Source organism: Blautia sp. MSK18_10, assembly GCF_020553185.1.
Classification (GTDB): domain Bacteria; phylum Bacillota; class Clostridia; order Lachnospirales; family Lachnospiraceae; genus Blautia_A; species Blautia_A wexlerae.
Genome location: NZ_JAJCGT010000002.1, coordinates 154706 through 180953 on the forward strand (window position 1 = coordinate 154706; position 26248 = coordinate 180953).

Genomic DNA, 26248 nt, shown 5'->3' on the forward strand with positions numbered 1-26248 from the left:
GTGGCAAGACTTATTAATATCGGTTTTGGAAATGTAGTCAATTCACAGAAAATCGTGGCAGTGGTAAGCCCGGATGCGGCACCTGTAAAAAGAATGGTGCAGAGCATAAAGGGAACCCGGTCACTGATTGATGCAACTCAGGGGCGAAAGACAAAAGCAGTGATCGTCACAAGCGACGATTATCTGGTGCTCAGCGCACTTCAGCCTGAGACCATTGCCCGGAGATTTGCAGAAATATATGAAAACGAGGATAAGGGAGAGACCCATGAATAAAGGAATTTTAGTAGTGGTTTCCGGATTTTCCGGTGCAGGAAAAGGCACAGTAATGAAACGTCTCATGGAGAAATATGATGGTTATGCATTATCTGTCTCCGCAACAACCAGAAAACCCCGTCCCGGTGAAGAGGACGGCAGAGAATATTTCTTCCGTACAAGGGATGAATTTGAGAAGCTGATCGAAGAGGATGCATTGCTTGAATATGCCCAGTATGTGGAAAATTATTATGGTACCCCACGCTCTTATGTCGAAGAGCAGCTTCAGGCAGGCAGAAATGTAATCCTTGAGATCGAAATCCAGGGCGCAATGAAGATCAAAGAGAAAATACCGGAAGCACTTCTGGTGTTTGTAACTCCGCCGACTGTGGAGGAACTGGAACGCCGTCTCACAGGCAGAGGAACAGAAACCGCACAGGTGATCGCAGACAGACTTGCAAGAGCCGGTGAAGAGGCAGAAGGTATGGGACAATATGACTATATTCTTGTCAACGATACTGTAGAGGAATGCGTAGACCATCTTCATCAGATTATTGTGAGTGAACATTCCAGAGTATCCAGAAATGCAGAATTTATCGCAGATATCCAGAAACAGACAAAAGCATTTCAGAAATGATAAACATGCGGCCCAGACCGCTTAAAAGAAAGGAGAAAATACATGATACATCCGTCTTATACAGAATTAATCGAAGCAATCAATACAAACAGTGAGGACGACGATACAACAATGTCCCTTAACAGCCGTTATTCCCTTGTACTTGCTGCAAGCAAACGTGCACGCCAGATCATTGCAGGTTCCAAACCAATGGTAGAGGGTGCGGCAGGCAAGAAACCTCTCTCAGTTGCAATCGACGAGCTCTACAAAGGAAAAGTAAAGATCCTTGCTCCGGAAGAAGAGGATGAAGAAGGAACAGAACAGACAGCTGAGGCACAGACAGAAGAATCAGCACAGGCTTCTGAAATCACAGAGACTGCTGAAACAGCAGAAGAAACAACTGCAGAAACAACTGAAGAGTAAGAACTGATGGTAACACAATAGATAAACAAAAGGATGTGTCTGAGAATTACAGAGGTATATTTTCAGGCACATTCTTATAGGAGAATTTATGAAATTATTATTCGTATCATTAGGCTGTGACAAGAACCTTGTAGATTCCGAAGAAATGCTTGGACTTCTTACAGGTAACGGGTTCGAGATCGTAGATGATGAAACTGAAGCAGAGGCCATTGTGGTGAACACCTGCTGCTTTATCAATGACGCAAAGGAAGAGAGCGTCAACACCATCCTTGAGATGGCAGAATACAAGAAATCCGGGAGCTGTAAAGTCCTGGTTGTCACAGGATGTATGGCACAGCGTTATAAGAATGAGATCATTGAGGAAGTACCGGAAGTAGATGCGGTACTTGGTACAACTTCCTACGAAGACATCCTTAAGGCAATCCGTGAAGCAATGGAAGGAAAACATTTCCAGGAATTTAAAGATATTGATTATCTTCCGGAAAAGCTTGGCAAACGTGTTCTCACAACAGGCGGACATTTCGGATACCTCAAGATAGCAGAAGGCTGTGATAAACACTGCACCTACTGTATCATCCCGAAACTTCGCGGTAAATTCCGAAGCGTTCCGATGGAACGTCTGGTAACACAGGCAAAGGAGATGGCAGAGGAAGGCGTAAAAGAGCTGATCCTTGTCGCACAGGAGACAACCGTATATGGAACTGACATATATGGAAAGAAATCTCTTCATATCCTCCTGAAAGAGTTATGCAAGATCAAAGGAATCCGCTGGATCCGCGTGCTTTACTGCTATCCGGAGGAAATTTACGATGAACTGATCCAGACCATGAAAGAGGAGAAGAAGATCTGCCATTATCTGGATCTTCCGATTCAGCATGCAAGTGACCGTATCTTAAAGAGAATGGGAAGAAGGACAACACAGGCAGAGCTGGTGGAGATTGTAAATAAGCTTCGCCGTGAGATTCCTGACATCGTGCTCCGTACCACTCTGATCTCCGGATTCCCCGGGGAAACACAGGAAGACCACGAAGAGCTGATGGGCTTTGTGGATGAGATGGAATTTGACCGTCTGGGAGTATTTACTTACTCACCGGAAGAAGATACACCTGCAGCAACGATGCCTGATCAGGTTGCGGAAGAAGTCAAAGAGGACAGACGTGACGAGATCATGGAGCTTCAGCAGGAGATTTCCTATGATAAGGGAACTGACCGTATCGGACAGGAACTTCTCGTGATGATCGAGGGAAAAGTTGCAGATGAGAGCGCATACATTGGCAGAACTTACGGAGATGCACCAAAGGTCGACGGTTATATTTTTGTGCAGACAGGAGAACTCCTGATGACAGGAGATTTTGCAAAGGTACGTGTGACCGGTGCACTGGAATATGATTTGATAGGAGAGTTGGCAGATGAATACACCGAATAAACTTACAGTAGCCAGAATGATCCTGGTTCCGTTTCTTGTACTGTTTATGCTTACAGACCTGGGCGGTGAGGCAAACCGCTATATAGCACTTGCTATTTTTGTTGTTGCAAGTGTGACCGACTGGTTTGACGGAAAGCTTGCCAGAAAATACAATCTGGTGACAAACTTTGGAAAATTCATGGATCCTCTTGCAGACAAGCTGCTTGTGTGTTCTGCAATGATCTGCTTTATTGAACTGGAAAAACTTCCGGCATGGTTTGTTATCATTATTATAGGAAGAGAATTTATTATCAGCGGATTCCGTCTGATCGCAGCCGAGAACGGTATTGTGATCGCGGCAAACTACTGGGGCAAATTCAAGACGGTTTCCCAGATGATCATGATCATTTTACTGCTGATCGATCTGGGCGGAGTGTTTGATATTCTGGAACAGATATTTATCTGGCTTTCTCTGGCACTTACCGTTATTTCCCTGATCACATATATCTGGCAGAACAGGAGTGTTCTGTCCATGCAGGATTAGAAAGAAGGCTTTAATATGGCTTCAGAAAAGGAAGCATCAGAAGAATCAGCATTAGAGAAAACAGCATTAGAAGAAACAGTTGTAGGACTCCTGAAAAAAAAGAAAATGACACTGTCTCTTGCCGAGTCCTGTACAGGCGGTGCGGTAGCAGCGGACATCGTAAATGTACCGGGAGCTTCGGAGGTATTTATGTGTGGTTATGTCACATATACAAACCGCGCCAAAAGAAAATGTCTTGGAGTAAAGAAGAGTACACTGAAGAAAGAAGGTGCTGTCTCAGCCAAATGTGCCGGACAGATGGCAAAAGGCGGAGCAAAAGCAGCCAAAACCGATGTCTGTCTCTCTGTGACAGGACTTGCAGGCCCGGGCGGTGGAACAGAGGAAACACCGGTGGGAACCGTATTTATGGGATGTTACTGTGCAGGAAAGACAACTGTGAGGGAATTTCACTTTGAGGGCGACAGAAAAAGTATCAGAGACCAGGCAGTTGAACAGGCGCTGACATTTGTCTGCGACAGGCTGCGCAAATATGACAGATAATAATTGGTGACAAGTTACATTACTGAACATAAGAGTACATTTCGGAAAGTTGATGAAATGTACTCTTTTTGTTATCATGGCAATTCGTATTAACCGAATCAGGTAAGTTTCCTGCGGAGTCTGCGAAAAGCAATAAGCAGTGGGTGGGGGCTTGGTCACCGCATCATTTTCATAAGGTTCACCACTTTATCAAGTTTTTGTGCCTCTGCGGGAGATTTCCCCATCTTCAGCACTTCAATGATCGCAGAAATCTCATCAGCATTAAATTTCAGACCGCCTTTTTTCCCCTGAGCAGCTGCACTCATCAGGAAAGGCAGCATCTCATTTGCACCCTTTGAACTTCCCTGGGAAGCCAGATTCTGAAGCATATCAAGCTTGGAACGATCCATGCCTGCAAGCTTCGGGTTGTTGCGCCAGTCATCATTCATGGGAATCCTCCTTCTCACCATCTGCAGGCTGATTCATGAGCTGCAGCATCTGAACCATAGCCATCATATTTACCATCTGATTTAATTTATCCCTGCTGGGACCATAACAGAAGCTGCGGATATCATTGATGATATCCACTGGATTCTGGGCCGGCATGCTCATGGCACACAGATCGCTGCCGGAACTTCTTTTGCTGAAAACAGAAACCGTATTGATAAATTCAACCGCTTTTTCATAGACTGAGAAAATCTGCTGTCCTTTTGGCGGAAGATAAGGAATGGCGGCTTTTATCATCTGTCCGCGGTCAGAACTGACCATCTGATCCAGCAAAGTCTGGGAAATCTGCTCTTCATTCATAATATCTGCTTCCATTTTATGTTTTTTATTAACAGAATATGACGGGGAGAAGGATTCTGACATATAATAAAGTAGAATTTAAATAACTGTGAGACTGCTTTACTGCACGCTGCCTCAAATTTTATGGAATTGCTGCAGGTATCATGCGTTTGCAGTTGCAAAAAATGGAGAATCAGATATGGGATCAGAGTCAGAAGAAAAGAAAGAAATGCTTATTATAGATGGAAATGCTTTTTATGAGATAGATCTGGAGTGTGTGAAAAAGAAAAAACAATGTGCTCAGACAGTGCACCCGGAAAAGAAAACAGACAGGATCAATTCCCAGAATATGAAAGATAAGGATAATATCAGGCAGCATGAATAATAAGGACGAAATTATAATCCTGTAAAATATAAAGAGGCAGAGGGAAAGATCCCCCTGCCAACAGAAAATGATTGTCAGCAGCCACATCCACAGCCATTGTTTCCACATAACAGAAGCAGCACGATAATAATCCAGCAGTTGTCACCGTTGCCACATCCGCCGCAGCCATTGCTGCATCCGCAGTTATTGTTTCCGCACAGGCACAGAAGGATGATGATCCAGAGGATATTACAGCAGGAATTATTTCCGCCTGAAAGTCCCCATCCACTGTTACATCCACATCCGTTATTACATCCGCAGCCATTGTCGCATCCGCATCCGCTGTTATTAGCGCAGCCACATCCGCATCCTCCTCTGTCCTCACATCCGCAATTTGTAGCAGCTAAGTCGCTCATATTAAATCCTCCGTTTTTTTTCTTTACAATCCTATCATATGTGGAACCGCAAAAAGTGTTACAGTTTCATCATTGTTCATTATGTTCACAATAACCAATAACCTTAAGTTCGATGCGAATTGTTGCTTTTCACAAGTTGACAATAATATATGAATTCGATATAATATACCACGTAACAAATCTGTAATGATTGAGAAAGAAATGCAACGATAACCCAATTAAAACGTAAAACAATACGTATAAAAAGAGAGGAAACGGAGAATAAGAATGAAGAAACATGGGAAACTATTGTTAAAGTATCTGCTCCTTTTTGTGATGACCGTTTTTGTAATGGGCTGTTTTAGTGTATCCGCGGCAACAAAAACAGGATTTGTCACTCAGAAAGGGAAAACCTATTACATAAACAAAGACGGTTCCAAACAGAAAGGCTGGCTGGAACTTAAGGGTAAGAAATATTACTTTGATAAGAAAACAGGAGTTCAGGTAAAAGGCTGGGTAAAAGACTCCAGCGGACAGGCGATCCGATACTTTACCAACGGAGCCGGATATATGGTGACAGGATTTATCACTGATTCCAATGGAAATACCCGCCATTTTGATGAGACAACAGGCCTGATGACAAGAGGCTGGCTTACAGATACAGATGAATATAAATATTATTTTTACAGCGGTTCCGGCGTTATGGCCAAAGGCTGGGTGGAGAACAAAAAAGAACAGAAACGCTATTTCAGTCAGGTCAATGGACGTATGTGTACAGGCTGGGTGAAGAGCAGTGTCGGAAATTACAGATACTTTAAGCCGTCAAATGGAATAATGTATACAGGTCTGGAGAAAATTGACTCAGACTATTACTATTTTTCAAAATCAACCGGTGTCCGTTATCAGAAAGGTTTCGGAACCGTAGGAAGTAAGAAATATTATTTCAACCCTTCAGATGGTAAGGCGAAGACAGGCTGGCTTGAGCTTGATGGAAAGAAATATTACTTTGATACCTCAGGAGTGATGCTGGCAAATACCATCGCTTCCATTGACGGAACTACATACAGATTTGATTCTGACGGTGCTGCAACAAAGACTTCCGGTAATGATTACACAGTAGAGGGCAAATATGTCAAGGTCTTTGATGCGAAGAATAATAAATACTACTATATGGAAGAAGAGTTCCTGAAACATCCGGGAATTGCAGACGGAAAGGTGTCAGATCTGGATCTTCTGGCAGCAGTGTGTGATGCAGAAGCAGGAGATCAGGGAGTCGTGGGAATGGAGGCAGTTGCGCTTTGCGTATTAAACTGTACCATTGACCAGTATAAAGAATTTCCGTCACAGATCCGTTATGTGGTATATCAGGGAAAACCTACCCAGTATGCGGTTGTCACAGACGGAGCACTTCTTAAAAGACTGAAAGGCCAGTTTGAGGACAGGACCAATGCCTATGCGGCAGCAAAGGCAGCCATGGAAGTGTTCAGTAACTATGTGAATCATGGCACAAAGAGAACACTCCCGGGATTTAAGACAAAGGATTTCAATTACAAATTCTTTATGACTCCGGCAGCATTTAAGGCACAGAACCTTAATTTCAGCAAGCTGGAATATGAACAGTATAAAGGACATGTATTCTTTGTGGACTGGATTTCAGGGTGAGTACATTAATGCTTTAAGTTGGTGAAATATGAAGAGGATTGCTATAAATTCCTTGACAAATAAATTTTGTATTTGTATACTTGCAGATATATGATATAAAAAAGCACAGATGGGAAAGAGTAACATAGGGAAAACAGACAGAGAGCTGCCGGCAGGTGAGAGGCGCGTGGGGAACTTGTGTGAATACCTCCCGGAGCTCTGCACCGAACACTTCAGAGATATTGTAAGGTAAGTAGGCTGCAGCGGAGTGGCATCCGTTAACATGCTTAAGTAACAGAGAGAACCGTTGTTTATCATAACAATGGCATGGTTTGTTACTTATTGAGGCAGAGAATGCGAGTTTTCTGTGAATTTAGGTGGTATCGCGGGACCCGGTTCTCGTCCTAAAGGGACAGGAACCGGGTTGTTTTATTTTATTACGAGGAGGAAACAAACAATGACAGTTTGGGACGAGCTGAAAGCCCGTGGTCTGATTGCCCAGGTAACAGACGAAGAAGAGATCAAAGAAATGGTAAATAATGGAAAAGCCACATTTTACATTGGCTTTGACCCTACCGCAGACAGCCTTCATGTGGGACATTTCATGGCGCTCTGCCTGATGAAACGTCTGCAGATGGCGGGAAATAAACCAATCGCATTATTAGGCGGCGGAACCGGTATGATCGGTGACCCGTCCGGAAGATCTGATATGCGTCAGATGATGACAGTGGAGACCATTCAGCACAACATCGACTGCTTTAAGAAACAGATGGAACGTTTTATCGACTTCTCAGACGGCAAGGCATTAATGGTAAACAATGCAGACTGGCTGATGAACTTAAATTATGTAGAAGTACTTCGTGATGTTGGACCACATTTCTCTGTAAACCGTATGCTCTCTCACGAGTGCTACAAACAGCGTATGGAACGTGGACTTACATTCCTTGAGTTCAACTATATGATCATGCAGAGCTACGACTTCTACATGCTGTATCAGAAATACGGCTGCACCATGCAGTTCGGCGGTGATGACCAGTGGGCAAATATGCTTGGCGGTACAGAGCTGATCCGTCGTAAACTTGGAAAAGACGCTTACGCCATGACAATCACACTTCTTCTGAACTCCGAAGGTAAGAAGATGGGTAAAACACAGTCCGGTGCTGTATGGCTTGACCCGGAGAAGACTTCTCCTTTCGATTTCTATCAGTACTGGAGAAACGTGGATGATGCAGATGTTATCAAATGTATGCGTCTCCTTACCTTCCTTCCGTTAGAAGAAATCGATGAGATGGCGAAATGGGAAGGAAGCCAGTTGAATAAAGCAAAAGAAATCCTTGCATACGAGCTGACAAATCTGGTTCATGGCGAAGAGGAAGCAAAGAAAGCGCAGGAAGGCGCAAGAGCACTTTTTGCAGGCGGCGCTGATACAGCACACATGCCGACAACTGAGCTTGCAGACGAAGACTTCTCAGAAGAAGGAACAATCGACCTGATCTCCATGCTTGTAAAAGCAGGAATGGTTCCAACACGTTCCGAGGGACGTCGTGCCATTGAACAGGGCGGTGTTTCCATTGACGGTGAGAAGATCACAGATGTGAAATACACAGTTGCCAAAGATGCACTTACAGGTGAAGGTGTAGTGCTGAAAAAAGGCAAAAAGAAATTCAATAAAGTTCTGGCAAAATAAAAAATTCATTATAGAAATATCGGCGGATACTGCTGAACCGGTGCCGCCGATTTCAGGAGGAAAAGATTATGAAGAAATACGGAGTAAACGAACTTCGTCAGATGTTCCTGGACTTCATGGAAAGCAAAGGACATCTGGTAATGAAAAGCTTTTCCCTGGTACCACAGGGAGATAAGAGTCTTCTGCTGATCAACGCAGGTATGGCTCCGCTGAAACCATATTTTACAGGTGCTGAAATCCCGCCGAGAACAAGAGTAAGTACCTGCCAGAAATGTATCCGTACAGGTGATATCGAGAATGTAGGTAAAACTGCACGCCATGGTACATTCTTTGAGATGCTTGGTAACTTCTCCTTTGGTGACTACTTTAAGAAAGAAGCCATCCACTGGTCCTGGGAATTCCTCACAGAGGTAGTAGGACTGGATGCAAACCGTCTTTATCCTTCCGTATATCTGGAAGATGATGAAGCATTTGACATCTGGAACAAAGAAATCGGAATCCCGGCTGACAGAATTTTCCGTTTTGGAAAAGAAGATAACTTCTGGGAGCATGGCGCAGGCCCCTGTGGTCCATGTTCAGAAATCTACTATGACCGTGGAGAGAAGTACGGCTGCGGGAAACCTGGCTGTACAGTAGGATGTGACTGCGACCGTTACATGGAAGTATGGAACAACGTATTTACCCAGTTTGAGAACGATGGAAATGGAAATTATACAACACTGAAACAGAAGAACATTGATACAGGTATGGGTCTGGAACGTCTGGCAGTTGTTGTGCAGGACGTAGATTCCATCTTCGATGTAGATACCATCTGCGCACTGCGTAACCTGGTATGTGAGATTTCCGGAAAAGAATACGAGAAGAATTATAACGATGACGTATCCATACGTCTGATCACAGATCATATCCGTTCTGCAACATTTATGATCTCCGACGGTATCATGCCTACAAACGAAGGCCGCGGTTATGTACTCCGCCGTCTGATCCGTCGTGCAGCACGTCACGGACGTCTTCTTGGAATCGAAGGCCCCTTCCTTGCAAAATTAAGTGAAGAAGTGATCAATGGTTCCAAAGCAGGATATCCGGAGCTGGAAGAGAAGAAAGAATTTATCTTTAAAGTTCTCACAAATGAAGAAAACCAGTTCAACAAGACCATTGACCAGGGTCTTCGTATCCTTGGAGAGATGGAAGATGAGATGAAAGCAGCAGGAGAGAAAACACTTTCCGGCGAAAATGCATTCAAATTATATGATACTTACGGATTCCCGATGGATCTTACAAAAGAGATCCTTGAGGAAAAAGGATATGATATCGATGAAGCTGGCTTCCAGAAATGTATGGAAGAGCAGAGAAACAAAGCCCGTTCTGCACGTGAAGTGACAAACTATATGGGTGCTGACGCAACTGTATATGATGATATTGATGTAAATGTTACAACAGAATTCGTAGGATACGATCATCTTACCTTTGATTCCAAAGTAACAGTCCTTACAACAGAGACAGAGATCGTAAACTCCCTGATGGAAGGACAGAAAGGAACTGTCTTTACAGAGCAGACTCCATTCTACGCAACTATGGGTGGACAGGTCGGAGATACAGGTGTGATCGAAACTGCAAACGGTAAGTTCGTAGTAGAAGACACTATCAAGCTTCGCGGCGGCAAATTTGGCCATGTAGGTCATATGGAATCCGGCATGATCTCTACAGGCGAAACAGTTTCCCTGAAAGTGGATGAAGCTGCAAGAAGAGACACTGAGAAGAACCACAGTGCAACACACCTTCTTCAGAAAGCATTAAAGACAGTTCTTGGAAGTCATGTAGAACAGAAGGGTTCTCTGGTAACACCGGACAGACTTCGTTTCGACTTTGCTCATTTCCAGGCTATGACAGCTGATGAAATCGCACAGGTAGAAGCGCTTGTTAATAAAGAAATCCAGGCTGGTCTTGAAGTCCGTACAGATGTTATGGATGTGGAAGAGGCTAAGAAATCCGGAGCAATGGCTCTGTTCGGAGAGAAATATGACCAGAAGGTACGTGTGGTATCCATGGGCGACTTCTCCAAGGAACTCTGCGGTGGTACTCATGTGGCAAACACAGGCAACATCATGCTGTTCAAGATCGTTTCCGAATCCGGTATCGCAGCAGGTGTGCGCCGTATCGAAGCTCTGACAGGAAATGGTGTTCTGGAATACTATAAGAAACAGGAAGAACTGCTTCATGAAGCTGCAAAAGCCCTGAAAGCAAATCCTGCAGAGATCGTAGAGAAGATCGGACATCTTCAGGGAGAAGTAAAAGCACTCTCCAGTGAGAACGAATCCTTAAAGAGCAAACTGGCTCAGGGAGCTCTGGGAGATGTTATGGATAAAGTAGTAGAAGTCAAAGGTGTGAAACTTCTTGCTGCAAAAGTAGACGGAGTGGATATGAACGGACTTCGTGACCTTGGCGACCAGCTGAAAGGCAAACTTGGTGAAGGTGTTGTCCTTCTGGCAGCAGTAAACGGTGAGAAAGTAAACCTTCTTGCAATGGCTACTGATGCAGCACAGAAAGCAGGCGCTCACGCAGGTAACCTGATCAAAGCAGTGGCAGCTATCGTAGGCGGTGGCGGCGGCGGACGTCCGAACATGGCTCAGGCCGGTGGAAAGAACCCTGCCAAAGCTCAGGAAGCCGTAGATGCAGCAGCAGGAATCCTTGAAGGTCAGATAAAGTAAAAATTGTTACTGCTCACTTTGTGACCAGCAACACGCTTCGCGATGCACAGAATTTATGCTAATCGCATAAATTCGCGCGGTATGTCTCGGGATTTTGGCATATACATGCCAAAACACCTCGCGGGATAGTGGCGTGTGAATAGTAACTAAAAAAATCTGCAAAATTTAACCAAAAAGATGTTGACGAACCCACAGGCAATGATATATAATATCACTTGTGCAAGAAAAAATACCCAGACAGTTGTATTTTAGCACAATCTACAACTGGAGGGAGGTTAGGTGTGAGTCTATGTCAAACGTAATCGTAAAAGAGAACGAGACTTTAGATAGCGCTCTTCGCAGATTCAAGAGAAGCTGTGCAAAAGCAGGAATCCAGCAGGAAATCCGCAAAAGAGAGCATTACGAGAAACCAAGCGTTCGTCGTAAAAAGAAATCTGAAGCCGCAAGAAAACGTAAATATAATTAATTGTGCGCAAAAATCCCTGGCAGTTCTGTCAGGGATTTTTATCATAATTTGGACAATAATCAGGGGAAGGAAGTAATCTTGAAGGCAGAAAATAACAAAATACTTAAAGAAAAGAAAAACTGGATCCTTTTACTGTTTAAAAAACTGGCAAAGCTGATTTTCAACAGAATCTTTTATGTTGCGGTTGCAATGCTTGTCCAGCTCGGATGGATCTTAATGATGGTACTGCGTCTGGCCGCTTATTCCAGATATATTGATATCGGATTGAGGCTGATAGGTATTGTGCTGGTATTATGGATCCTGAATAAGGAAATAAATCCTTCCTACAAACTGGCCTGGACAATGCTGATCCTGATCCTGCCAATTCTTGGAGTGGTATTATATTTTGTATTTGGACGTTCCAGGATCGCTGCGATCATGCAGCAGCATTTTGAACAGAGGATTGAGGAGAGCAGGGAGTATCTGCGGGATCGGCCACAGACGAGGCAGAAGCTGGAGGCTCTGGATCCCTCGGCTTCAAATCAGTCCAGATATATTTCGGATGTTTCCAGATTTCCGGTCCATGAGAACACAACTGCAGAGTATTTTCAGGTAGGAGATGATATGTTCCCGGTGCTTGTGAGGGAACTGAAACAGGCGAAGAAATACATTTTTATTGAATATTTCATTATCAATGATGGGGTGATGTGGCAGACAATCCTGAATATTCTGGAAAAGAAAGCTGCGGAGGGTGTGGATGTGCGCCTGATCTATGATGGATTTGGCTGTCTCACAACACTTCCCCATAAATATTATGAAGAACTTCAGAAAAAGGGAATCAAATGTCAGGTATTTAATCCTTTCCGTCCCATTCTGAACATTATCCAGAATAACCGGGATCACAGGAAGCTCTGCATTATTGACGGATGGGTTGGATTTACGGGAGGCATCAATCTTGCAGATGAATATATCAACCAGAAAGAGCGTTTCGGACACTGGAAGGATACCGCTGTTATGCTCAAGGGAGAAGCTGTCTGGAATATGACGGTAATGTTTCTCCATATGTGGACGGTGATCGGCAGATCTGAAGAAAGTATTGATTATGAAGCCTATTTTCCCCACAGATATCATGAGGGAGAATTTGAGAGTGACGGATTTGTCCAGCCATTCTGTGATACACCTCTGGATGAGGAGGTTGTCGGTGAAGATGTATATCTGAACATTATCAACAAAGCAAAAAAATATGTATATATCTGTACTCCTTATCTGATCATAGACAATGAGATGATGACTGCCCTCTGTCTGGCAGCCAAAAGCGGGGTGGATGTGCGTATTATGACGCCGGGAATCCCTGACAAGAAGCTGGTATTTATCCTTACCCAGTCCTATTACAGGCAGCTTCTGGAAGCCGGTGTAAAGATTTATGAATATCAGCCCGGTTTCCTTCACGCAAAATCCTTTGTGAGTGATGATGAGATTGGAGTTGTGGGAACCATCAACCTGGACTATCGAAGTCTTTATCTTCATTTTGAGGATGGTGTATGGATCTACAGAAACAGAGTAATACAGGATATCAAAGATGATTTTATCCAGACTATGGAATATTGCAGGCAGATAGAACCGGAATTCTGCCAGAACAGAAATATAGGGCTGCGTATCATGCAGAATATTTTCCGCGCATTTGCGCCGCTGATGTAAAATGAGCACTGAAAATCATATTTTTATGGTTTTCAGTGCTTTTTATCTGATTATGATCAGGTATCGGATTGAGAATATTTGCCTGATTGTACTGTGCTCCGTATGGATTGGATCCTATACGGTATTTTACAGAATTGCCATAGTATCTACGCATTATTTTATTGGATTGCTATATAATGAATAAAAACAGTAGTCTCAGTGTGCCGGCAATCAGTCTGTCGGTACATTGATCGGAGAGAGAATATGCGAAAAAAATGGATCTCCATAATATGCGCTATACTTATCATGGTCTGCACCATCACTGCACCCGTGTATGCCGCCGGAATCTTTTTGCCCGAGGAAAGCAATACTAAACAGGCAGAATCCACAGATCTTATTGAAGCACCATCAGGAATCTTAATGGAAGCGCAGACAGGAACAGTCGTTTATCAGAAGGATGCGGATACCAGACGAAGCCCTGCCAGTATCACGAAGATCATGACTCTGATCCTGATCTTTGATGCTCTGGATAAAGGCAGCCTGAAAATGGACGACACAGTCACAACCAGTGCCCATGCAAAGTCAATGGGCGGTTCTCAGGTGTTTCTGGAGGAGGGGGAAATCCAGACAGTGGAAACCCTGATCAAATGCATTGTAATCGCGTCAGGAAATGATGCCAGCGTAGCAATGGCAGAGCATATCTGCGGCAGTGAGCAGGAATTTGTTCGCCACATGAATGAACGGGCAGAAGGACTTGGGATGAAAAATACTCATTTTGAAGACTGCTGTGGTCTGACAGAATCTCCCGATCATTACACAACAGCCAGGGACATTGCCATCATGAGCAGGGAACTGATCACAAAATATCCGAAAATTCTGGAATATTCTTCCATATGGATGGAAAATATCACCCATGTGACCAGGCAGGGGACAAAGGAATTCGGACTTACCAATACCAACAAACTGATCCGCAGCTATGAGGGCTGTGTCGGCCTGAAAACAGGAAGCACCAGTATTGCAAAATACTGCCTCAGCGCAGTCGCAAAAAGAAATGATATTACTCTGATTGCAGTAGTGATGGCAGCCCCGGACTATAAAGTGCGATTTAAAGATGCAGCCTCCATGTTAAATTATGGCTTTTCAAAATGCAGTCTGTACATAGATAAGAAAATGGAAGCTCTGCCTGAGATCCCGGTCAGAAATGGAAAGAAAAAGACGGTTTCCCTGGTTTATGAAGAACAGTTCCACTATCTGGATACCACAGGACAGAATATCGGGAATGTAAAAAGAAAGCTGAGAATCCACAGGGAAGTAAAGGCCCCGGTGAAAAAGAACACCCTGGCAGGGGAGATGATCTATTCCGTCGATGGGAAGGAACTGGGAAGAGTGCGGATCCTTTACGGGGAAAATGCAGGAAAAGCCACATATCCGGACTGCCTGAAAAAAGTCGTCATGAGATTGTAAACGTTACTGAGAACAGAGTGAACAGTAACCTGTAAACAAAAAGTATTTTGGACAGTTTTATAATTTTTTGACAAAGGACAGCAATCCGATGTATAATAAAATCCAAATGGGTATTGAGGGAAATAAAAACAAAAGGAAGGTACTATATAATGAAAGAAATCCGTACAGAAGATGCCGTAGGGCACATTTTATGCCATGACATCACACAGATTATCAAAGATGTAAAAAAAGGGGTGCTTTTTAAGAAAGGTCATATTGTCAGAGAAGAGGATATTCCTCTGTTACTCTCTGTAGGAAAAGAACATTTATATGTGTGGGAGAAGAAAGAAGGAATCCTTCATGAGAATGAAGGCGCAGAGATCCTTTATAAGATCTGTGCCGGAGATTCGGACACCATGCATGGTTCTGATATAAAAGAGGGAAAGATCGAGCTGATCGCAGACATTGACGGAGTGCTTAAGATCCGCAGGGAAGCTCTGTTGGCTGTCAATTCACTTGGAGAGATGATGATCGCATCCCGCCATGGAGATTTTCCTGTAAAGAAGGGCGACAAACTTGCAGGAACCAGAATTATCCCTCTGGTGATCGAGAAGGAGAAAATGGATCGTGCAGCAGAGGTGGCAGGCACAGAGCCGATCTTTTCCATTCTGCCATATAAGAAGAAAAAGGTGGGTATCGTAACAACAGGAAGTGAAGTGCAGAAAGGTCTGATCACTGACACCTTCACTCCTGTACTGAGAGATAAATTTGCAAAATTTCCATCAGAGGTCATCGGTCAGACAAAACCGGGTGATAATATGGAACAGATAACAGCCGATATCCTGAAATTTATCGAAGAGGGAGCCGATATGGTAGTCTGCAGCGGTGGAATGAGCGTAGATCCGGATGACAGAACTCCGGGTGCGATCAAAGCAACAGGAACCCGCATCGTATCCTACGGTGCACCCGTACTTCCGGGAGCTATGATGCTGGTTTCCTATTATGAGAAAGACGGCAGGCAGATACCGATCCTTGGGCTTCCGGGATGTGTTATGTATGCAAAGAATACCATCTTTGATCTGCTTCTGCCGAGACTGATGGCAGATGATGAGATTACATTATCAGAGATTAACCAACTTGGAGAGGGTGGACTCTGCCTGAACTGTGATGTCTGTACATTCCCGAACTGCGGATTCGGAAAATAATATCCCGCAGAATGCGTTGTCAGACACAAAGTGAACATAAAGGGAAAAGAAAACTTGCATGAAAAGATTTAAAACCGTACATTATACAATCCATTCTAACAAAATAAAGGATGCGAGAGGCATCAGATTTGCGGTGCTCGCAGATCTTCATGGCATGGAATTTGGCCCTGATAACAGAAAGCTTCTGGAGACGATCCACCGGTACAGACCGGATGGGATTCTCATTGCCGGTGATATGATCGTGAGAAATGATTCTGCTTCTTTAAAGACTGCATCATCTCTTCTGCGGAGCCTGGCTCAGCAGTATCCTGTTTATTATGCACTGGGAAACCATGAATATAAGCTGTACAGGACAGATCCTCAGGAGAACTGTATGGCAGCCCGATATCAGGAATATGAAAAGGAGCTGAAGACAGCCGGGATCCATATCCTGCATAATGAATCCTGCAGCCTGCAGGTGGGAAAAACCAGCCTTACTGTCTATGGTCTGGAAGTACCTCTGATCTATTATAAAAAGCCATTTTCTCCACAGCTTAAAAGAGAGGAAGTCAGAGAACTGATCGGAGAACCATCTTCCGATTCCCTGAATATTCTTCTGGCTCACAGTCCCAAATATGGAGATACCTATTTTGACTGGGGGGCAGATCTGATCCTGAGCGGGCATTATCATGGAGGGATTGTAAGAATTGGCAGGCACAATGGGCTGCTTTCCCCACAGCTTCATCCATTTCCGAAGTTCTGCTGCGGAGATTTCCACAGGAAGGAACAGCATATGCTGGTAAGCGCAGGAGCAGGGGAACACACTATACCTGTAAGGATCCATAATCCCAGAGAATTGCTGATGGTGGATCTGAAACCGAATGCCTGAGAATATTGTTACTGTCTGCTGACTGTATGGCAGCGAAATATTTACTTGAAAAGGAAAAGACTGTGCTATGGGAATTCCGGTAAAGCTGGAAGTATTTGAAGGTCCTCTGGATCTCTTACTGCACCTTATCGAAAAAAATAAAATAGATATCTATGATATCCCCATCGTGGAGATCACAGATCAGTATATGGAATACATCCATGCCATGGAGCGGGAAGACCTTGGTGTCATGAGCGAGTTTATGGTTATGGCAGCCACATTGCTGGATATCAAGTGTAAAATGCTTCTCCCGAAAGAAGTCAATGAGGAGGGAGAAGAGGAAGATCCAAGAGCGGAACTGGTGGAGAAACTTCTGGAATATAAGATGTATAAGTTTATGTCCTATGAACTGAAGGACAAGATGGACGATGCGGCAAATGTATTCTTTAAAGAGCCCACTCTTCCCGATGAGGTACTGCAGTACAGAGAGCCTGTAGATCCAAAGGAACTTCTGGCAGGTCTCACATTGGAGAAGCTGAATGCAATCTACAAGTCTATCATCCGCAGGCAGGAAGACAAGGTCGATCCTATCCGAAGCAAATTCGGAACCATCGAGAAGGAAGAGGTCAGTCTGTCTGATAAGATGATAGAGATCAAAGATTTTGCCCGTACCCATCAAAAATTCAGCTTCCGGAATCTCCTGGAGAGTCAGTGCTCGAAAGTACAGGTGATCGTCACCTTTCTCTCCATACTGGAACTGATGAAAATGGGATACATCCACGTGGAGCAGGACGGGCTGTTCGATGATATCTCTGTTGAAGTACAGACAGATCCGGACACATGGAAGAATCTTACGGAATTTGCGGAAGATGAACCGCAGAATACAGAAATCAATATGTAATAAAAAGGATAAGGAATGAGGAAGACTGAGTGAAGATTAAGGAGACAGAAGCTGCGATAGAAGCAATACTTTTTGCAATGGGCGGTTCCGTAGAACTGCCCCGGATCGCCAGAGCCATCGGTGTGGACGAGAAGACAACAGGAAGGATCATCCGCAATATGATGGACCGTTATCAGGAAGAGAACAGAGGCATCCAGATCATAGAACTGGAGAATTCTTTCCAGATGTGTACAAAGAAAGAATATTATCAGTATCTGATCAATATTGCCCTGCATCCTCAGAAACCGGCACTGTCAGATGTTATGCTGGAAACCTTATCCATCATTGCATACAAACAGCCGGTTACAAAGGCGGAGATCGAGAAGATCCGAGGGGTAAAATGTGACCACGCCATCAACAAGCTGGTAGAATACAGTCTGGTCAGGGAACTTGGGCGTCTGGATGCCCCCGGACGTCCGATCCTGCTCGGGACCACGGAAGAGTTTCTGCGCTGCTTCGGCGTACAGGATCTGGAATCCCTGCCTGTCCCTGACCCTGTCCAGATAGAGGACTTTAAGGCAGAGGCAGAGGAAGAAATCCAGCTGAAACTGGATGTGTAAGATAAAGGAGAAAAAATAATGCCAACCACATATGCACATGATTTATTTGGAAAAGAAGTATATAAGAGACTGCCTTCAGATATGAAAGCTCTGATCCGCAGACATGGAGATCTGTACAGGATCGGTTTACATGGGCCGGATATCCTGTTCTACTATATGGTTTCAAAGAATCCTGTCACCCAGTTCGGGATTGAGATGCATCATGAGAAGGCAAGAGCCTTTTTTGAAGAAGGGATGCGGCAGGTCAGAAGAAATGATGATGAGGCACTCTTTGCATATCTTCTTGGATTTGGCTGTCATTATATTCTGGACTCCGCATGTCATCCTTATGTAAATAAGATGGCTGCAGAAGGAGTTATTCCTCACATTGTTCTGGAGAAAGAATTTGACCGTGTGCTTATGGAAGAGACAGGTAAAGATCCTGACCATTATTATCCGGCCTGCGGAATCATGCCGAAGATGGAATATGCCAGAGTCATCCACAGGGCCATTCCTCTGGTGAAAACCATGAACATTTATATTTCTGTCAGGATGATGAAAATTCTTACCAATTTCATGGTGTGTGATGACCATGGAAGAAAACGCAGGATTCTGGGGAAACTTCTGAGACTGGGAGGAGAGTCCATCGGCTCTGTCATTGAACATTTCATGACTGCCGAAGCAGTAGAGCAGGCAAAAGCTCCCATGCCTGAACTTGAGAGGCTTTACAGAGAGGCGGTTCCTGAAGCTGTGGAATATCTGGGAGAACTTTATACCTTAAGAGAGGGAGCTTATCATCTGAGCAAAAGATGGGACCGGACTTATAACGGGTAATGGGCATATCCCGATATTTTTCGGAACTGTGACAGTCATATTCCGGACATGCAGGCATAAATTATCTTATAGGGTGAAGCAAAATCCTGCAGATATCCTGTAAACAACAGATCTGTGAATAACCGTAAATTATGAACAGTGATATTCATGGATTGCCAGCATGTGAGGTGGAGTATGAGAATGAAACATATTGCCGCTGTCATTGTTGTGACGGCGGTATTATTGTTTACGCAGACATACACCTCCGCCCGGGGAGCGGAGTACAAAATACCTCAGACAGTAGACATGACACCTGTTGCAGAAGAACCGGCAGAACTGTACGCATTATCAGCAGTCCTCATGGACGGAGAGTCCGGCAGAGTACTCTATGAAAAGGACGGAGAGCGGCCTCTGGCAAATGCCAGCACAACCAAGGTGCTTACCTGTATTGTGGCACTGGAGAACTCTCCGGGGGATGATTATGTTCAGGTTTCTCAGAATGCGGCATCCCAGCCGGAAGTGAAGCTGGGACTTCAGAAAGGAGAACAGTATTATCTGGAGGATCTTCTGTATTCCCTTATGCTGAAAAGCCACAATGATACAGCGGTTGCCATTGCAGAACACTGCGGGGGAAGCGTGGAAGGCTTTGCCAGAATGCTCAACCGGAAAGCAAAACAGATAGGATGTAAGAATACGTATTTTATCACACCTAATGGCCTGGATGCTGAGGATGCGAATGGAAAACATCACACAACAGCCAGAGATCTGGCACTGATCATGCGCTATGCTGTTAAAAACGAAACATTCCTGCACATTGCACAGACCAGAGACTATACATTCTCTGAGATCACAGGAAAGAGAACCTTTTCCGTACATAATGCCAACGCATTTCTTGACATGAGAGACGGAGTTCTTGCCGGAAAAACAGGCTATACTTCCCAGGCTGGATACTGTTATGTATGTGCATGGGAAAAAGAGGGCAAAACATTTATCGTCAGTCTCCTTGGCTGTGGGTGGCCCAACCACAAAACCTATAAATGGAGTGACACAGAGAAACTGCTGGACTTCGGAGATTACAACTATGAGTACGAAACCTACTGGAAAGAACCACAGACCGGAAAAATCCTGGTAACAGACGGTGTGGAAGATGGTCAGGATATAGGAACGAAAATCTATCTGAGAGGTAAATGCAGTGTAACCGCATATGACAGGGAAAAAGAAGTCCTTCTGAAAAAAGGGGAAACTGTAACCTGTAAAATAGAAATTCCACAGAAAGTCAGTGCACCGGTTCTTAAGGGGGAGAAGCTTGGCCGCATTGCCTATTACCTGGATGGAAAACTGATAGATTTTTATCCGGTCTATGCGGAGAAATCAGTGGAAAAAATCAGTTTTAAATGGTACACTGAAAAAGTATTTCATGATTTTTTCCATTAGATACATTTATATGGGAACCTATAGCTATATGGGAACCTATAGCGGTCCCAGTAAATAATGCATCTTAATCCAGCTCAGCAGAGTGTGAAATCCTGCGTCAGATATCTTTGCCGTGCGTCAGCACGCCTGCAGATATCTTCCTTGTCTTTCACACTCTGCTAAACTGTCTTAAATGCATTATTTACTGGGACTGCTATAAAAGAACCGTCATCAGAGTCTTGTCATAGAATCGTCTGTCGAATTCATAGAAAAAAACTATCGAACAGATGAAATAATTTAATGGTTTAAAGGGTTGCTATACGAAAGCGATATTGATATAATAAATCTTAACAGTCGGCATTCATATATTGCCGTTCGTGAATAGTTTATGGCAGTTTGTGACTGATCTGCGGTCTGCTGCAAACTGACATAGGAAAGACAGAGGAAAGAGATATGAATCAGTTAGAAATACTCAGAGAGAGTCTTGGCCAGTGTGATGAGATCATTCTGGATGCACTTATCATGCGTAACAGGATCGTGGAGGACATTATGGCATATAAAGAAGCCAACGGACTCCAGATTTTACAGCCTGAGCAGGAAGCGAAGCAGAAAGAATGGCTGGAGAAGAGAATGGAAGGTAGACGCCATAAGGACGAGGTTTCCGATGTATTTGAATGCATCCGCACAAACAGTAAACGGATCCAGGCAAGAAAACTCTTCAACTACAACATCGTGCTGATCGGTTTCATGGGTGCGGGAAAGTCCACAATTTCTGATTTCCTTAAGAATGTATTTGCCATGGATGTGGTAGAGATGGATCAGATCATTGCCCAGAGACAGGGAATGAGTATTTCCGATATCTTCGAGACATACGGTGAGCAGTATTTCCGTGACCTTGAGACAAACCTGCTTATCGAAATGCAGTCACGCAGCAATGTTGTGATCTCCTGCGGCGGTGGTACTCCAATGAGAGAGTGCAATGTAGTAGAGATGAAGAAGAATGGCCGTGTTGTTCTCCTCACAGCAAAACCGGAGACAATCCTTGACCGCGTCAAAAATAACCATGACCGTCCGCTGATCGAGAACAATAAGACTGTTCCATTTATCGCAGATCTGATGGAGAAACGCCGCGCCAAATACGAGGCGGCAGCAGACATTATCATCGAAACAGACGGCAAGAACGAACTGGAAATCTGCGAAGAACTGGTACACAGACTCCGCACCATGGATGAAGAAAAATAATATAACATGACAGATCTGGTTTATGATATCAGAAGTGCCGGATATCAAGTCATAATATTGAATGTATCGGTTATTATAAAAAGATATGGGGTGTCTCGACTGACGGGACAGTCCCATATCTTTTTGTATTCTGATATTTTATTAAGTCAGATCAGCTGGTCTTATAATCCCATTTCTTCTGTGCCTGCTCGATCACATATTTCTTAAATGCTTCCACAACCGGTGGATGGTATACGTTCTTCAGCATCGCCATATAGAAGTTTCTCTGCCAGCTTGGAGAAACTAAGGGAAGGATCTTTACATTCAGAGACTGCAGGATCGGAATATTGGGAGCTACGCAGATTCCAAAGCCGTTGGAGACAAAGCCTGCAGCAACCTGATCCTCGTCAATCTCATAAGCCACATCCGGTGTCTGTCCGATACATTCAAATAGTCCGTCAATGATCTGTCTCAGACCACTTCTCTTCTTAAATATAATCTGTTTATAAGGAATGGTATCCTCCAGCCGTACTTCATCCTTTACTGCCAGCGGATGATCCAGAGGTACGATCACAACCAGCTCCTGTCTGGCAACCGGAATAAACTCGATCAGCGGCTCATTATCAAGTTTGGAACAGAACCCCAGATCATATTTCTTCTCTTTTAATCCGTTCAGAATATCAGATGTTAAAACTTTATCACAATACAGATTAAAATCTATCTTTTTAGTAGGATTTTCCTCCAGAAATCCCCGCATGATCTTAGGAAGAAAATCAATTCCAAGTGTACGCAGGAATACCACATCAATGCAGCCTTCCCCTTTACCTGCCAGCTTCAGACTGTTCACAGAAGAGTCCAGACGGTTCAGTACCTCTTCCACGTCATTCAGGAAAACTTTTCCATACTTGGTAAGAGTAACATTCCTTCCATTTTTTTCAAACAGTTTTACGCCCAGTTCTTCCTCGAGAGTGGAGATCGCATAACTCAGCGAAGGCTGGGTGATCGCCAGAATATCAGCGGCTTTTGTGTAATGTTCAATATGAGCCAGCGTAGAAAAGTACCGCAGATGATACAAGTTCATAGAAAAACTCCTTTCTCTGATAAGTATTTTATAAGTGACTATATTTTATGTGCAGGCTTTCATAGTTCTTTAATGCTTCGGAAAACTATAATTATAGTCACTCTTGCACAAATAATCCGCGCTGTATTTTTCATATACGTAGATTATATCATGATGTATTGAAAAAATCTATGAATTTAAAGGATAGAACTAATTTGTTTTATATTTAACAAAGATATATAATGCTTATATCAAAAAGATACAAAATATTATCAAAATAAATAGAAAAATTATGCGATTTTATCAGGAGGACAAAAAGATGTCAAAAGAATTTCCAATTACTATCAGTTCCTGGACACTGGGAGATCAGTGCAAATTTGAAGACAGAGTGATCGCTGCAAAGAACGCAGGATACGAAGGAATCGGCCTTCGTGCAGAAACTTATGTAGATGCGTTGAATGAGGGACTTTTTGACAAAGACATTCTTGCTATTCTGGACAAACATGGTATGAAAGTAACAGAGGTTGAGTACATCGTACAGTGGGCAGAAGAACACAGATCTTACGAACAGAAATACAAAGAACAGCTCTGCTTCCATATGTGTGAATTATTTGACGTAAAACAGATCAACTGCGGTCTGATGGAAAACTACTCCGTAGAATATACTGCTCAGAAATTAAGAGAATTATGCCAGAGAGCAGGAAAATACATCATCGGTGTTGAACCAATGCCATACAGCGGAATCCCGGATATGAAAAAAGGCTGGGCAGTTGTAAAGGCAGCTGACTGCGAGAATGCAAAACTGATCATGGATACCTGGCACTGGGTAAGAGCAAATCAGCCGGTTGACCTTTCTGTGATCGAAGACATCCCTGCAGACAAGATCGTGTCCATCCAGATCAACGATGTATGGGAAAGACCATATGCAACAACGATCTTAAGAGACGAATCCATGCATGACCGTCTTGCTCCCGGAACAGGAATCGGATGTACAGCAGCGTTCGTTAAGATGGTAAAAGAAAAAGGAATCAAACCAAACGCAATCGGTGTAGAAGTCATCAGCGATGCAATCCTTGCAAAAGGACTTGAATATGCTGCAAACCATACATATGAGAACACAAAGAAAGTGCTTGAGGAAGCATGGCCGGAGGTTCTTCAGTAAGTATCTGACGGATAAACCAACAGATTAAAGGATCAGGCAGAAATCTCCACACCTGCCTGATCCGCATTCTGAATGAACACAAAATAGAGAATGAATAATTAATAGAAAAGAATTCGAAAAAAGGAGAAGGTCACATGAAATTTAATGCAATGTTTCAGCCGATCAACATCGGTCCAATGACAGTAAAGAACCGCTTCGTAGTTCCGCCAATGGGAAACAACTTTGCAAACACAGACGGAAGCATGAGTAAACAGTCCGCAGCTTATTATCGTGAAAGAGCAAAAGGCGGCTTCGGTCTGATCACAATCGAAGCAACAGTAGTACATAAAGGCGCAAAGGGCGGCCCTCGCAAGCCATGTCTTTATGATGACTCCACAATCGAAAGCTTCCGCAAGGTAGTAGATGCCTGTCATGCAGAGGGAGCAAAGGTTTCCGTACAGCTTCAGAATGCAGGTCCTGAAGGAAATGCAAAGAACGCAGGTGCACCGATCGAGGCAGCTACAAGTATTCCGTCAGACTGCGGAAGAGATACACCAAAGGAAGTTACAACTGAAGAAGTTTATGAACTGGTAAAAGGCTATGGCCTCGCAGCAAAGAGAGCCATGGAAGCAGGCGTAGATGCAGTTGAGATCCATATGGCACATGGCTATCTGGTAAGTACCTTCCTTTCTCCGAGAACGAACAAGAGACTGGATGAATTCGGCGGTTCTTTTGAGAACAGAATGCGTTTCTCCCGTCTGATCATCGAAGAAGTAAAGAAGATGACCGAAGGAAAGATCGCAGTTCTTGCAAGAATCAACAGCTGTGATGAAGTACCGGGCGGTCTTGATGTGCATGACAGTGCTGCGATCGCCGCATATCTGGAAGGATGCGGACTGGATGCCATCCATGTATCCAGAGCTGTTCACATCCGCGATGAATTTATGTGGGCACCGACAGTGACACACGGCGGTTTCTCCGCTTCTCAGGTAGAAGAGATCAAACGTGCCGTATCTATTCCGGTGATCACAGTAGGACGTTATACAGAACCGCAGTTTGCGGAATTAATGGTAAAAGAAGGACGCTGTGACCTGGTTGCATTCGGACGTCAGAGCCTTGCAGATCCTTATATGCCATTAAAAGCGCAGGAAGAAAGACTGGAGGATATGATCCCATGTATCGCATGTCTTCAGGGCTGCGTGGCAAACATGTATGCAGGAAACCCTGTATGCTGTCTTGTAAACCCATTCCTTGGACATGAAGCTGAGGGCATTGCTCCTGCAGAAAAAGCTAAGAAAGTAATGGTAATCGGCGGCGGTGTTGCAGGTCTTTGCGCTGCATTTATCGCACAGGAAAAAGGTCATCAGGTAACACTTTATGAAGCAAGTGATAAACTTGGCGGAAACATGCGTCTTGCTGCTTATCCTCCGGGAAAAGGCGACATCACAAACATGATCCGCAGCTATATCGTACGCTGCCAGAAAGCAGGCGTAACAATCAAAATGAATCAGGAAGTAACTCTGGATCTTATCAGGGAAGAGAAACCAGACAGCGTAATTGTTGCTTCCGGTTCCAGAACACTGATCCTTCCAATCGAAGGTATCGACAATCCTGCAATTATCCATGGCTCTGATCTCCTTGACGGCAAGAGAGCAGCAGGAAAGAAAGTTCTTGTTGTAGGTGGCGGAATGGTGGGATGCGAGACAGCAGCATTCCTCGGTGAGCAGAACCATGATGTAACAGTCATTGAGTTCAGAGACACTGTAGGTGCCGACGTGATCCACGAGCATAGAGTTTACCTGATGAAGGATTTCGAAGATTACAAGATCAAAGAGATCACAGGTGCAAAGGTATGCAAATTCTATGAGGACGGCGTAGAGTACGAGACAGCAGACGGACAGAGACATGAATCCAGAGGATATGATTCTGTCATCCTTTCCATGGGATTCAGAAACTACAACCCATTCGGCGAAGAGATCAAAGCTATCGTACCGGATACCTATGTGATCGGCGATGCCACCCGCGCAAGAAGAGCACTTGATGCTACGAAAGAAGCGTATGAGGTAGCTTCCACATTATGAAGATATCAGGGTCAAAAATTCAAAAAGTCGTTCGTGCTTGCACGATAAGATTTTTGAACCTGGGACCCGCCAAACATGAGAAA

Annotated in this window: 26 protein-coding genes and 1 other annotated feature; of the genes, 22 read left to right on the top strand and 4 right to left on the bottom strand. The window is 44.0% G+C overall.

The genetic code is table 11. From position 1 onward, the window contains the following. From LI074_RS01825 to LI074_RS01850, 6 genes are all read left to right on the top strand, one after another. The gene (locus LI074_RS01825; protein ID WP_008704535.1) at positions 1-273 is read left to right on the top strand and encodes a DUF370 domain-containing protein; all 273 of its coding nucleotides are present in this window, start codon (positions 1-3) and stop codon (positions 271-273) included. Continuing rightward, the gene (gene gmk / locus LI074_RS01830) at positions 266-889 is read left to right on the top strand and encodes a guanylate kinase (protein WP_008704533.1); all 624 of its coding nucleotides are present in this window, start codon (positions 266-268) and stop codon (positions 887-889) included. Before LI074_RS01825 ends, gmk begins: the two co-directional genes overlap by 8 nt. Before the next feature lie 42 nt (positions 890-931). Beyond that, positions 932-1291, top strand: a complete 360-nt coding sequence (gene rpoZ / locus LI074_RS01835; RefSeq protein ID WP_008704531.1) for a DNA-directed RNA polymerase subunit omega — start codon at positions 932-934, stop codon at positions 1289-1291. A gap of 88 nt (positions 1292-1379) precedes the next feature. Then, entirely contained in the window at positions 1380-2717 is a 1338-nt protein-coding gene (rimO, locus tag LI074_RS01840; protein WP_173697743.1) for a 30S ribosomal protein S12 methylthiotransferase RimO, read from the top strand. Then, positions 2701-3240: a CDP-diacylglycerol--glycerol-3-phosphate 3-phosphatidyltransferase gene (gene pgsA / locus LI074_RS01845; protein WP_022381120.1), complete on the top strand. Its 540-nt coding sequence runs from the start codon at positions 2701-2703 to the stop codon at positions 3238-3240. Before rimO ends, pgsA begins: the two co-directional genes overlap by 17 nt. Before the next feature lie 15 nt (positions 3241-3255). Continuing rightward, a complete protein-coding gene (locus tag LI074_RS01850; protein ID WP_173697744.1) occupies positions 3256-3780 on the top strand; it encodes a CinA family protein in 525 nt (174 codons plus the stop codon). 155 nt (positions 3781-3935) lie between these two features. Here the strand turns inward: LI074_RS01850 and LI074_RS01855 are convergent, their stop codons facing one another. After that, positions 3936-4208, bottom strand: a complete 273-nt coding sequence (locus tag LI074_RS01855; protein ID WP_008704527.1) for a hypothetical protein — start codon at positions 4206-4208, stop codon at positions 3936-3938. Further along, a complete protein-coding gene (locus LI074_RS01860) occupies positions 4201-4566 on the bottom strand; it encodes a hypothetical protein (protein ID WP_118670038.1) in 366 nt (121 codons plus the stop codon). The genes LI074_RS01855 and LI074_RS01860 overlap by 8 nt, the downstream gene beginning before the upstream one ends. 178 nt (positions 4567-4744) lie before the next feature. On the opposite strand from LI074_RS01860, the gene LI074_RS01865 reads away from it, so the two are divergent. Continuing rightward, positions 4745-4930, top strand: a complete 186-nt coding sequence (locus LI074_RS01865) for a hypothetical protein (protein ID WP_173697701.1) — start codon at positions 4745-4747, stop codon at positions 4928-4930. Positions 4931-5004: 74 nt separating this feature from the next. Here LI074_RS01865 and LI074_RS01870 read toward each other — a convergent pair whose 3' ends face one another. Beyond that, on the bottom strand, positions 5005-5325 hold the full coding sequence (locus tag LI074_RS01870) for a hypothetical protein (RefSeq protein WP_022381125.1): 321 nt from the start codon (positions 5323-5325) through the stop codon (positions 5005-5007). Positions 5326-5592: 267 nt separating this feature from the next. Between LI074_RS01870 and LI074_RS17275 the strand changes: the two genes are divergently transcribed. From LI074_RS17275 to LI074_RS01945, 13 genes are all read left to right on the top strand, one after another. Then, entirely contained in the window at positions 5593-6966 is a 1374-nt protein-coding gene (locus tag LI074_RS17275) for a cell wall hydrolase (RefSeq protein WP_274604716.1), read from the top strand. 97 nt (positions 6967-7063) lie between these two features. Beyond that, positions 7064-7355 (top strand) — a binding site (T-box leader). A 47-nt stretch (positions 7356-7402) separates the two neighbouring features. After that, positions 7403-8632 (top strand): tyrosine--tRNA ligase, encoded by a 1230-nt coding sequence (gene tyrS, locus LI074_RS01890; RefSeq protein WP_008704520.1) that lies wholly within the window; start codon positions 7403-7405, stop codon positions 8630-8632. A 68-nt stretch (positions 8633-8700) separates the two neighbouring features. Further along, positions 8701-11340 (top strand): alanine--tRNA ligase, encoded by a 2640-nt coding sequence (gene alaS, locus LI074_RS01895; protein ID WP_173697745.1) that lies wholly within the window; start codon positions 8701-8703, stop codon positions 11338-11340. Positions 11341-11629: 289 nt separating this feature from the next. Further along, on the top strand, positions 11630-11806 hold the full coding sequence (gene rpsU / locus LI074_RS01900) for a 30S ribosomal protein S21 (RefSeq protein ID WP_004222305.1): 177 nt from the start codon (positions 11630-11632) through the stop codon (positions 11804-11806). 189 nt (positions 11807-11995) lie between these two features. Then, positions 11996-13483 (top strand): cardiolipin synthase, encoded by a 1488-nt coding sequence (cls, locus tag LI074_RS01905; protein WP_173697771.1) that lies wholly within the window; start codon positions 11996-11998, stop codon positions 13481-13483. Positions 13484-13726: 243 nt separating this feature from the next. Next, positions 13727-14926 (top strand): D-alanyl-D-alanine carboxypeptidase family protein, encoded by a 1200-nt coding sequence (locus tag LI074_RS01910; RefSeq protein ID WP_173697746.1) that lies wholly within the window; start codon positions 13727-13729, stop codon positions 14924-14926. Between the two features lie 149 nt (positions 14927-15075). Then, entirely contained in the window at positions 15076-16110 is a 1035-nt protein-coding gene (locus LI074_RS01915) for a molybdopterin-binding protein (RefSeq protein WP_173697747.1), read from the top strand. A gap of 58 nt (positions 16111-16168) precedes the next feature. Then, the gene (locus LI074_RS01920; protein WP_055201381.1) at positions 16169-16978 is read left to right on the top strand and encodes a metallophosphoesterase; all 810 of its coding nucleotides are present in this window, start codon (positions 16169-16171) and stop codon (positions 16976-16978) included. A 67-nt stretch (positions 16979-17045) separates the two neighbouring features. Then, positions 17046-17858, top strand: a complete 813-nt coding sequence (locus tag LI074_RS01925; protein WP_173697748.1) for a segregation and condensation protein A — start codon at positions 17046-17048, stop codon at positions 17856-17858. Between the two features lie 29 nt (positions 17859-17887). Next, positions 17888-18457 carry an SMC-Scp complex subunit ScpB gene (scpB, locus tag LI074_RS01930; RefSeq protein WP_008704505.1) on the top strand — a complete coding sequence of 190 codons (570 nt, stop codon included), beginning with the start codon at positions 17888-17890 and terminating at the stop codon, positions 18455-18457. 18 nt (positions 18458-18475) lie between these two features. Then, positions 18476-19270, top strand: coding sequence for a zinc dependent phospholipase C family protein (locus LI074_RS01935; RefSeq protein WP_119252691.1), 795 nt, complete (start codon positions 18476-18478; stop codon positions 19268-19270). A gap of 180 nt (positions 19271-19450) precedes the next feature. Further along, positions 19451-20683 (top strand): D-alanyl-D-alanine carboxypeptidase family protein, encoded by a 1233-nt coding sequence (locus LI074_RS01940; protein WP_227218190.1) that lies wholly within the window; start codon positions 19451-19453, stop codon positions 20681-20683. Positions 20684-21115: 432 nt separating this feature from the next. Continuing rightward, complete coding sequence (locus LI074_RS01945) at positions 21116-21904, top strand: shikimate kinase (protein ID WP_022381135.1); 789 nt, start codon at positions 21116-21118, stop codon at positions 21902-21904. A gap of 151 nt (positions 21905-22055) precedes the next feature. Here the strand turns inward: LI074_RS01945 and LI074_RS01950 are convergent, their stop codons facing one another. Further along, positions 22056-22964 carry a LysR family transcriptional regulator gene (locus tag LI074_RS01950; RefSeq protein WP_173697750.1) on the bottom strand — a complete coding sequence of 303 codons (909 nt, stop codon included), beginning with the start codon at positions 22962-22964 and terminating at the stop codon, positions 22056-22058. Positions 22965-23262: 298 nt separating this feature from the next. Between LI074_RS01950 and LI074_RS01955 the strand changes: the two genes are divergently transcribed. Both LI074_RS01955 and LI074_RS01960 read left to right on the top strand, forming a co-directional pair. Then, positions 23263-24105, top strand: a complete 843-nt coding sequence (locus LI074_RS01955) for a sugar phosphate isomerase/epimerase family protein (protein ID WP_022381137.1) — start codon at positions 23263-23265, stop codon at positions 24103-24105. Positions 24106-24239: 134 nt separating this feature from the next. Beyond that, positions 24240-26165 (top strand): oxidoreductase, encoded by a 1926-nt coding sequence (locus LI074_RS01960; RefSeq protein ID WP_173697751.1) that lies wholly within the window; start codon positions 24240-24242, stop codon positions 26163-26165. Positions 26166-26248: the final 83 nt, after the last annotated feature.

Coding starts and splice junctions, on each gene's coding strand:
- gmk (WP_008704533.1), top strand. CDS start 266: ATGAATAAAGGAATTTTAGTAGTGGTTTCCGGATTTTCCGGTGCAGGA.
- rpoZ (WP_008704531.1), top strand. CDS start 932: ATGATACATCCGTCTTATACAGAATTAATCGAAGCAATCAATACAAAC.
- rimO (WP_173697743.1), top strand. CDS start 1,380: ATGAAATTATTATTCGTATCATTAGGCTGTGACAAGAACCTTGTAGAT.
- pgsA (WP_022381120.1), top strand. CDS start 2,701: ATGAATACACCGAATAAACTTACAGTAGCCAGAATGATCCTGGTTCCG.
- LI074_RS01850 (WP_173697744.1), top strand. CDS start 3,256: ATGGCTTCAGAAAAGGAAGCATCAGAAGAATCAGCATTAGAGAAAACA.
- LI074_RS01855 (WP_008704527.1), bottom strand. CDS start 4,208: ATGAATGATGACTGGCGCAACAACCCGAAGCTTGCAGGCATGGATCGT.
- LI074_RS01860 (WP_118670038.1), bottom strand. CDS start 4,566: ATGAATGAAGAGCAGATTTCCCAGACTTTGCTGGATCAGATGGTCAGT.
- LI074_RS01865 (WP_173697701.1), top strand. CDS start 4,745: ATGGGATCAGAGTCAGAAGAAAAGAAAGAAATGCTTATTATAGATGGA.
- LI074_RS01870 (WP_022381125.1), bottom strand. CDS start 5,325: ATGAGCGACTTAGCTGCTACAAATTGCGGATGTGAGGACAGAGGAGGA.
- LI074_RS17275 (WP_274604716.1), top strand. CDS start 5,593: ATGAAGAAACATGGGAAACTATTGTTAAAGTATCTGCTCCTTTTTGTG.
- tyrS (WP_008704520.1), top strand. CDS start 7,403: ATGACAGTTTGGGACGAGCTGAAAGCCCGTGGTCTGATTGCCCAGGTA.
- alaS (WP_173697745.1), top strand. CDS start 8,701: ATGAAGAAATACGGAGTAAACGAACTTCGTCAGATGTTCCTGGACTTC.
- rpsU (WP_004222305.1), top strand. CDS start 11,630: ATGTCAAACGTAATCGTAAAAGAGAACGAGACTTTAGATAGCGCTCTT.
- cls (WP_173697771.1), top strand. CDS start 11,996: ATGCTTGTCCAGCTCGGATGGATCTTAATGATGGTACTGCGTCTGGCC.
- LI074_RS01910 (WP_173697746.1), top strand. CDS start 13,727: ATGCGAAAAAAATGGATCTCCATAATATGCGCTATACTTATCATGGTC.
- LI074_RS01915 (WP_173697747.1), top strand. CDS start 15,076: ATGAAAGAAATCCGTACAGAAGATGCCGTAGGGCACATTTTATGCCAT.
- LI074_RS01920 (WP_055201381.1), top strand. CDS start 16,169: ATGAAAAGATTTAAAACCGTACATTATACAATCCATTCTAACAAAATA.
- LI074_RS01925 (WP_173697748.1), top strand. CDS start 17,046: ATGGGAATTCCGGTAAAGCTGGAAGTATTTGAAGGTCCTCTGGATCTC.
- LI074_RS01935 (WP_119252691.1), top strand. CDS start 18,476: ATGCCAACCACATATGCACATGATTTATTTGGAAAAGAAGTATATAAG.
- LI074_RS01940 (WP_227218190.1), top strand. CDS start 19,451: ATGAAACATATTGCCGCTGTCATTGTTGTGACGGCGGTATTATTGTTT.
- LI074_RS01945 (WP_022381135.1), top strand. CDS start 21,116: ATGAATCAGTTAGAAATACTCAGAGAGAGTCTTGGCCAGTGTGATGAG.
- LI074_RS01950 (WP_173697750.1), bottom strand. CDS start 22,964: ATGAACTTGTATCATCTGCGGTACTTTTCTACGCTGGCTCATATTGAA.
- LI074_RS01955 (WP_022381137.1), top strand. CDS start 23,263: ATGTCAAAAGAATTTCCAATTACTATCAGTTCCTGGACACTGGGAGAT.
- LI074_RS01960 (WP_173697751.1), top strand. CDS start 24,240: ATGAAATTTAATGCAATGTTTCAGCCGATCAACATCGGTCCAATGACA.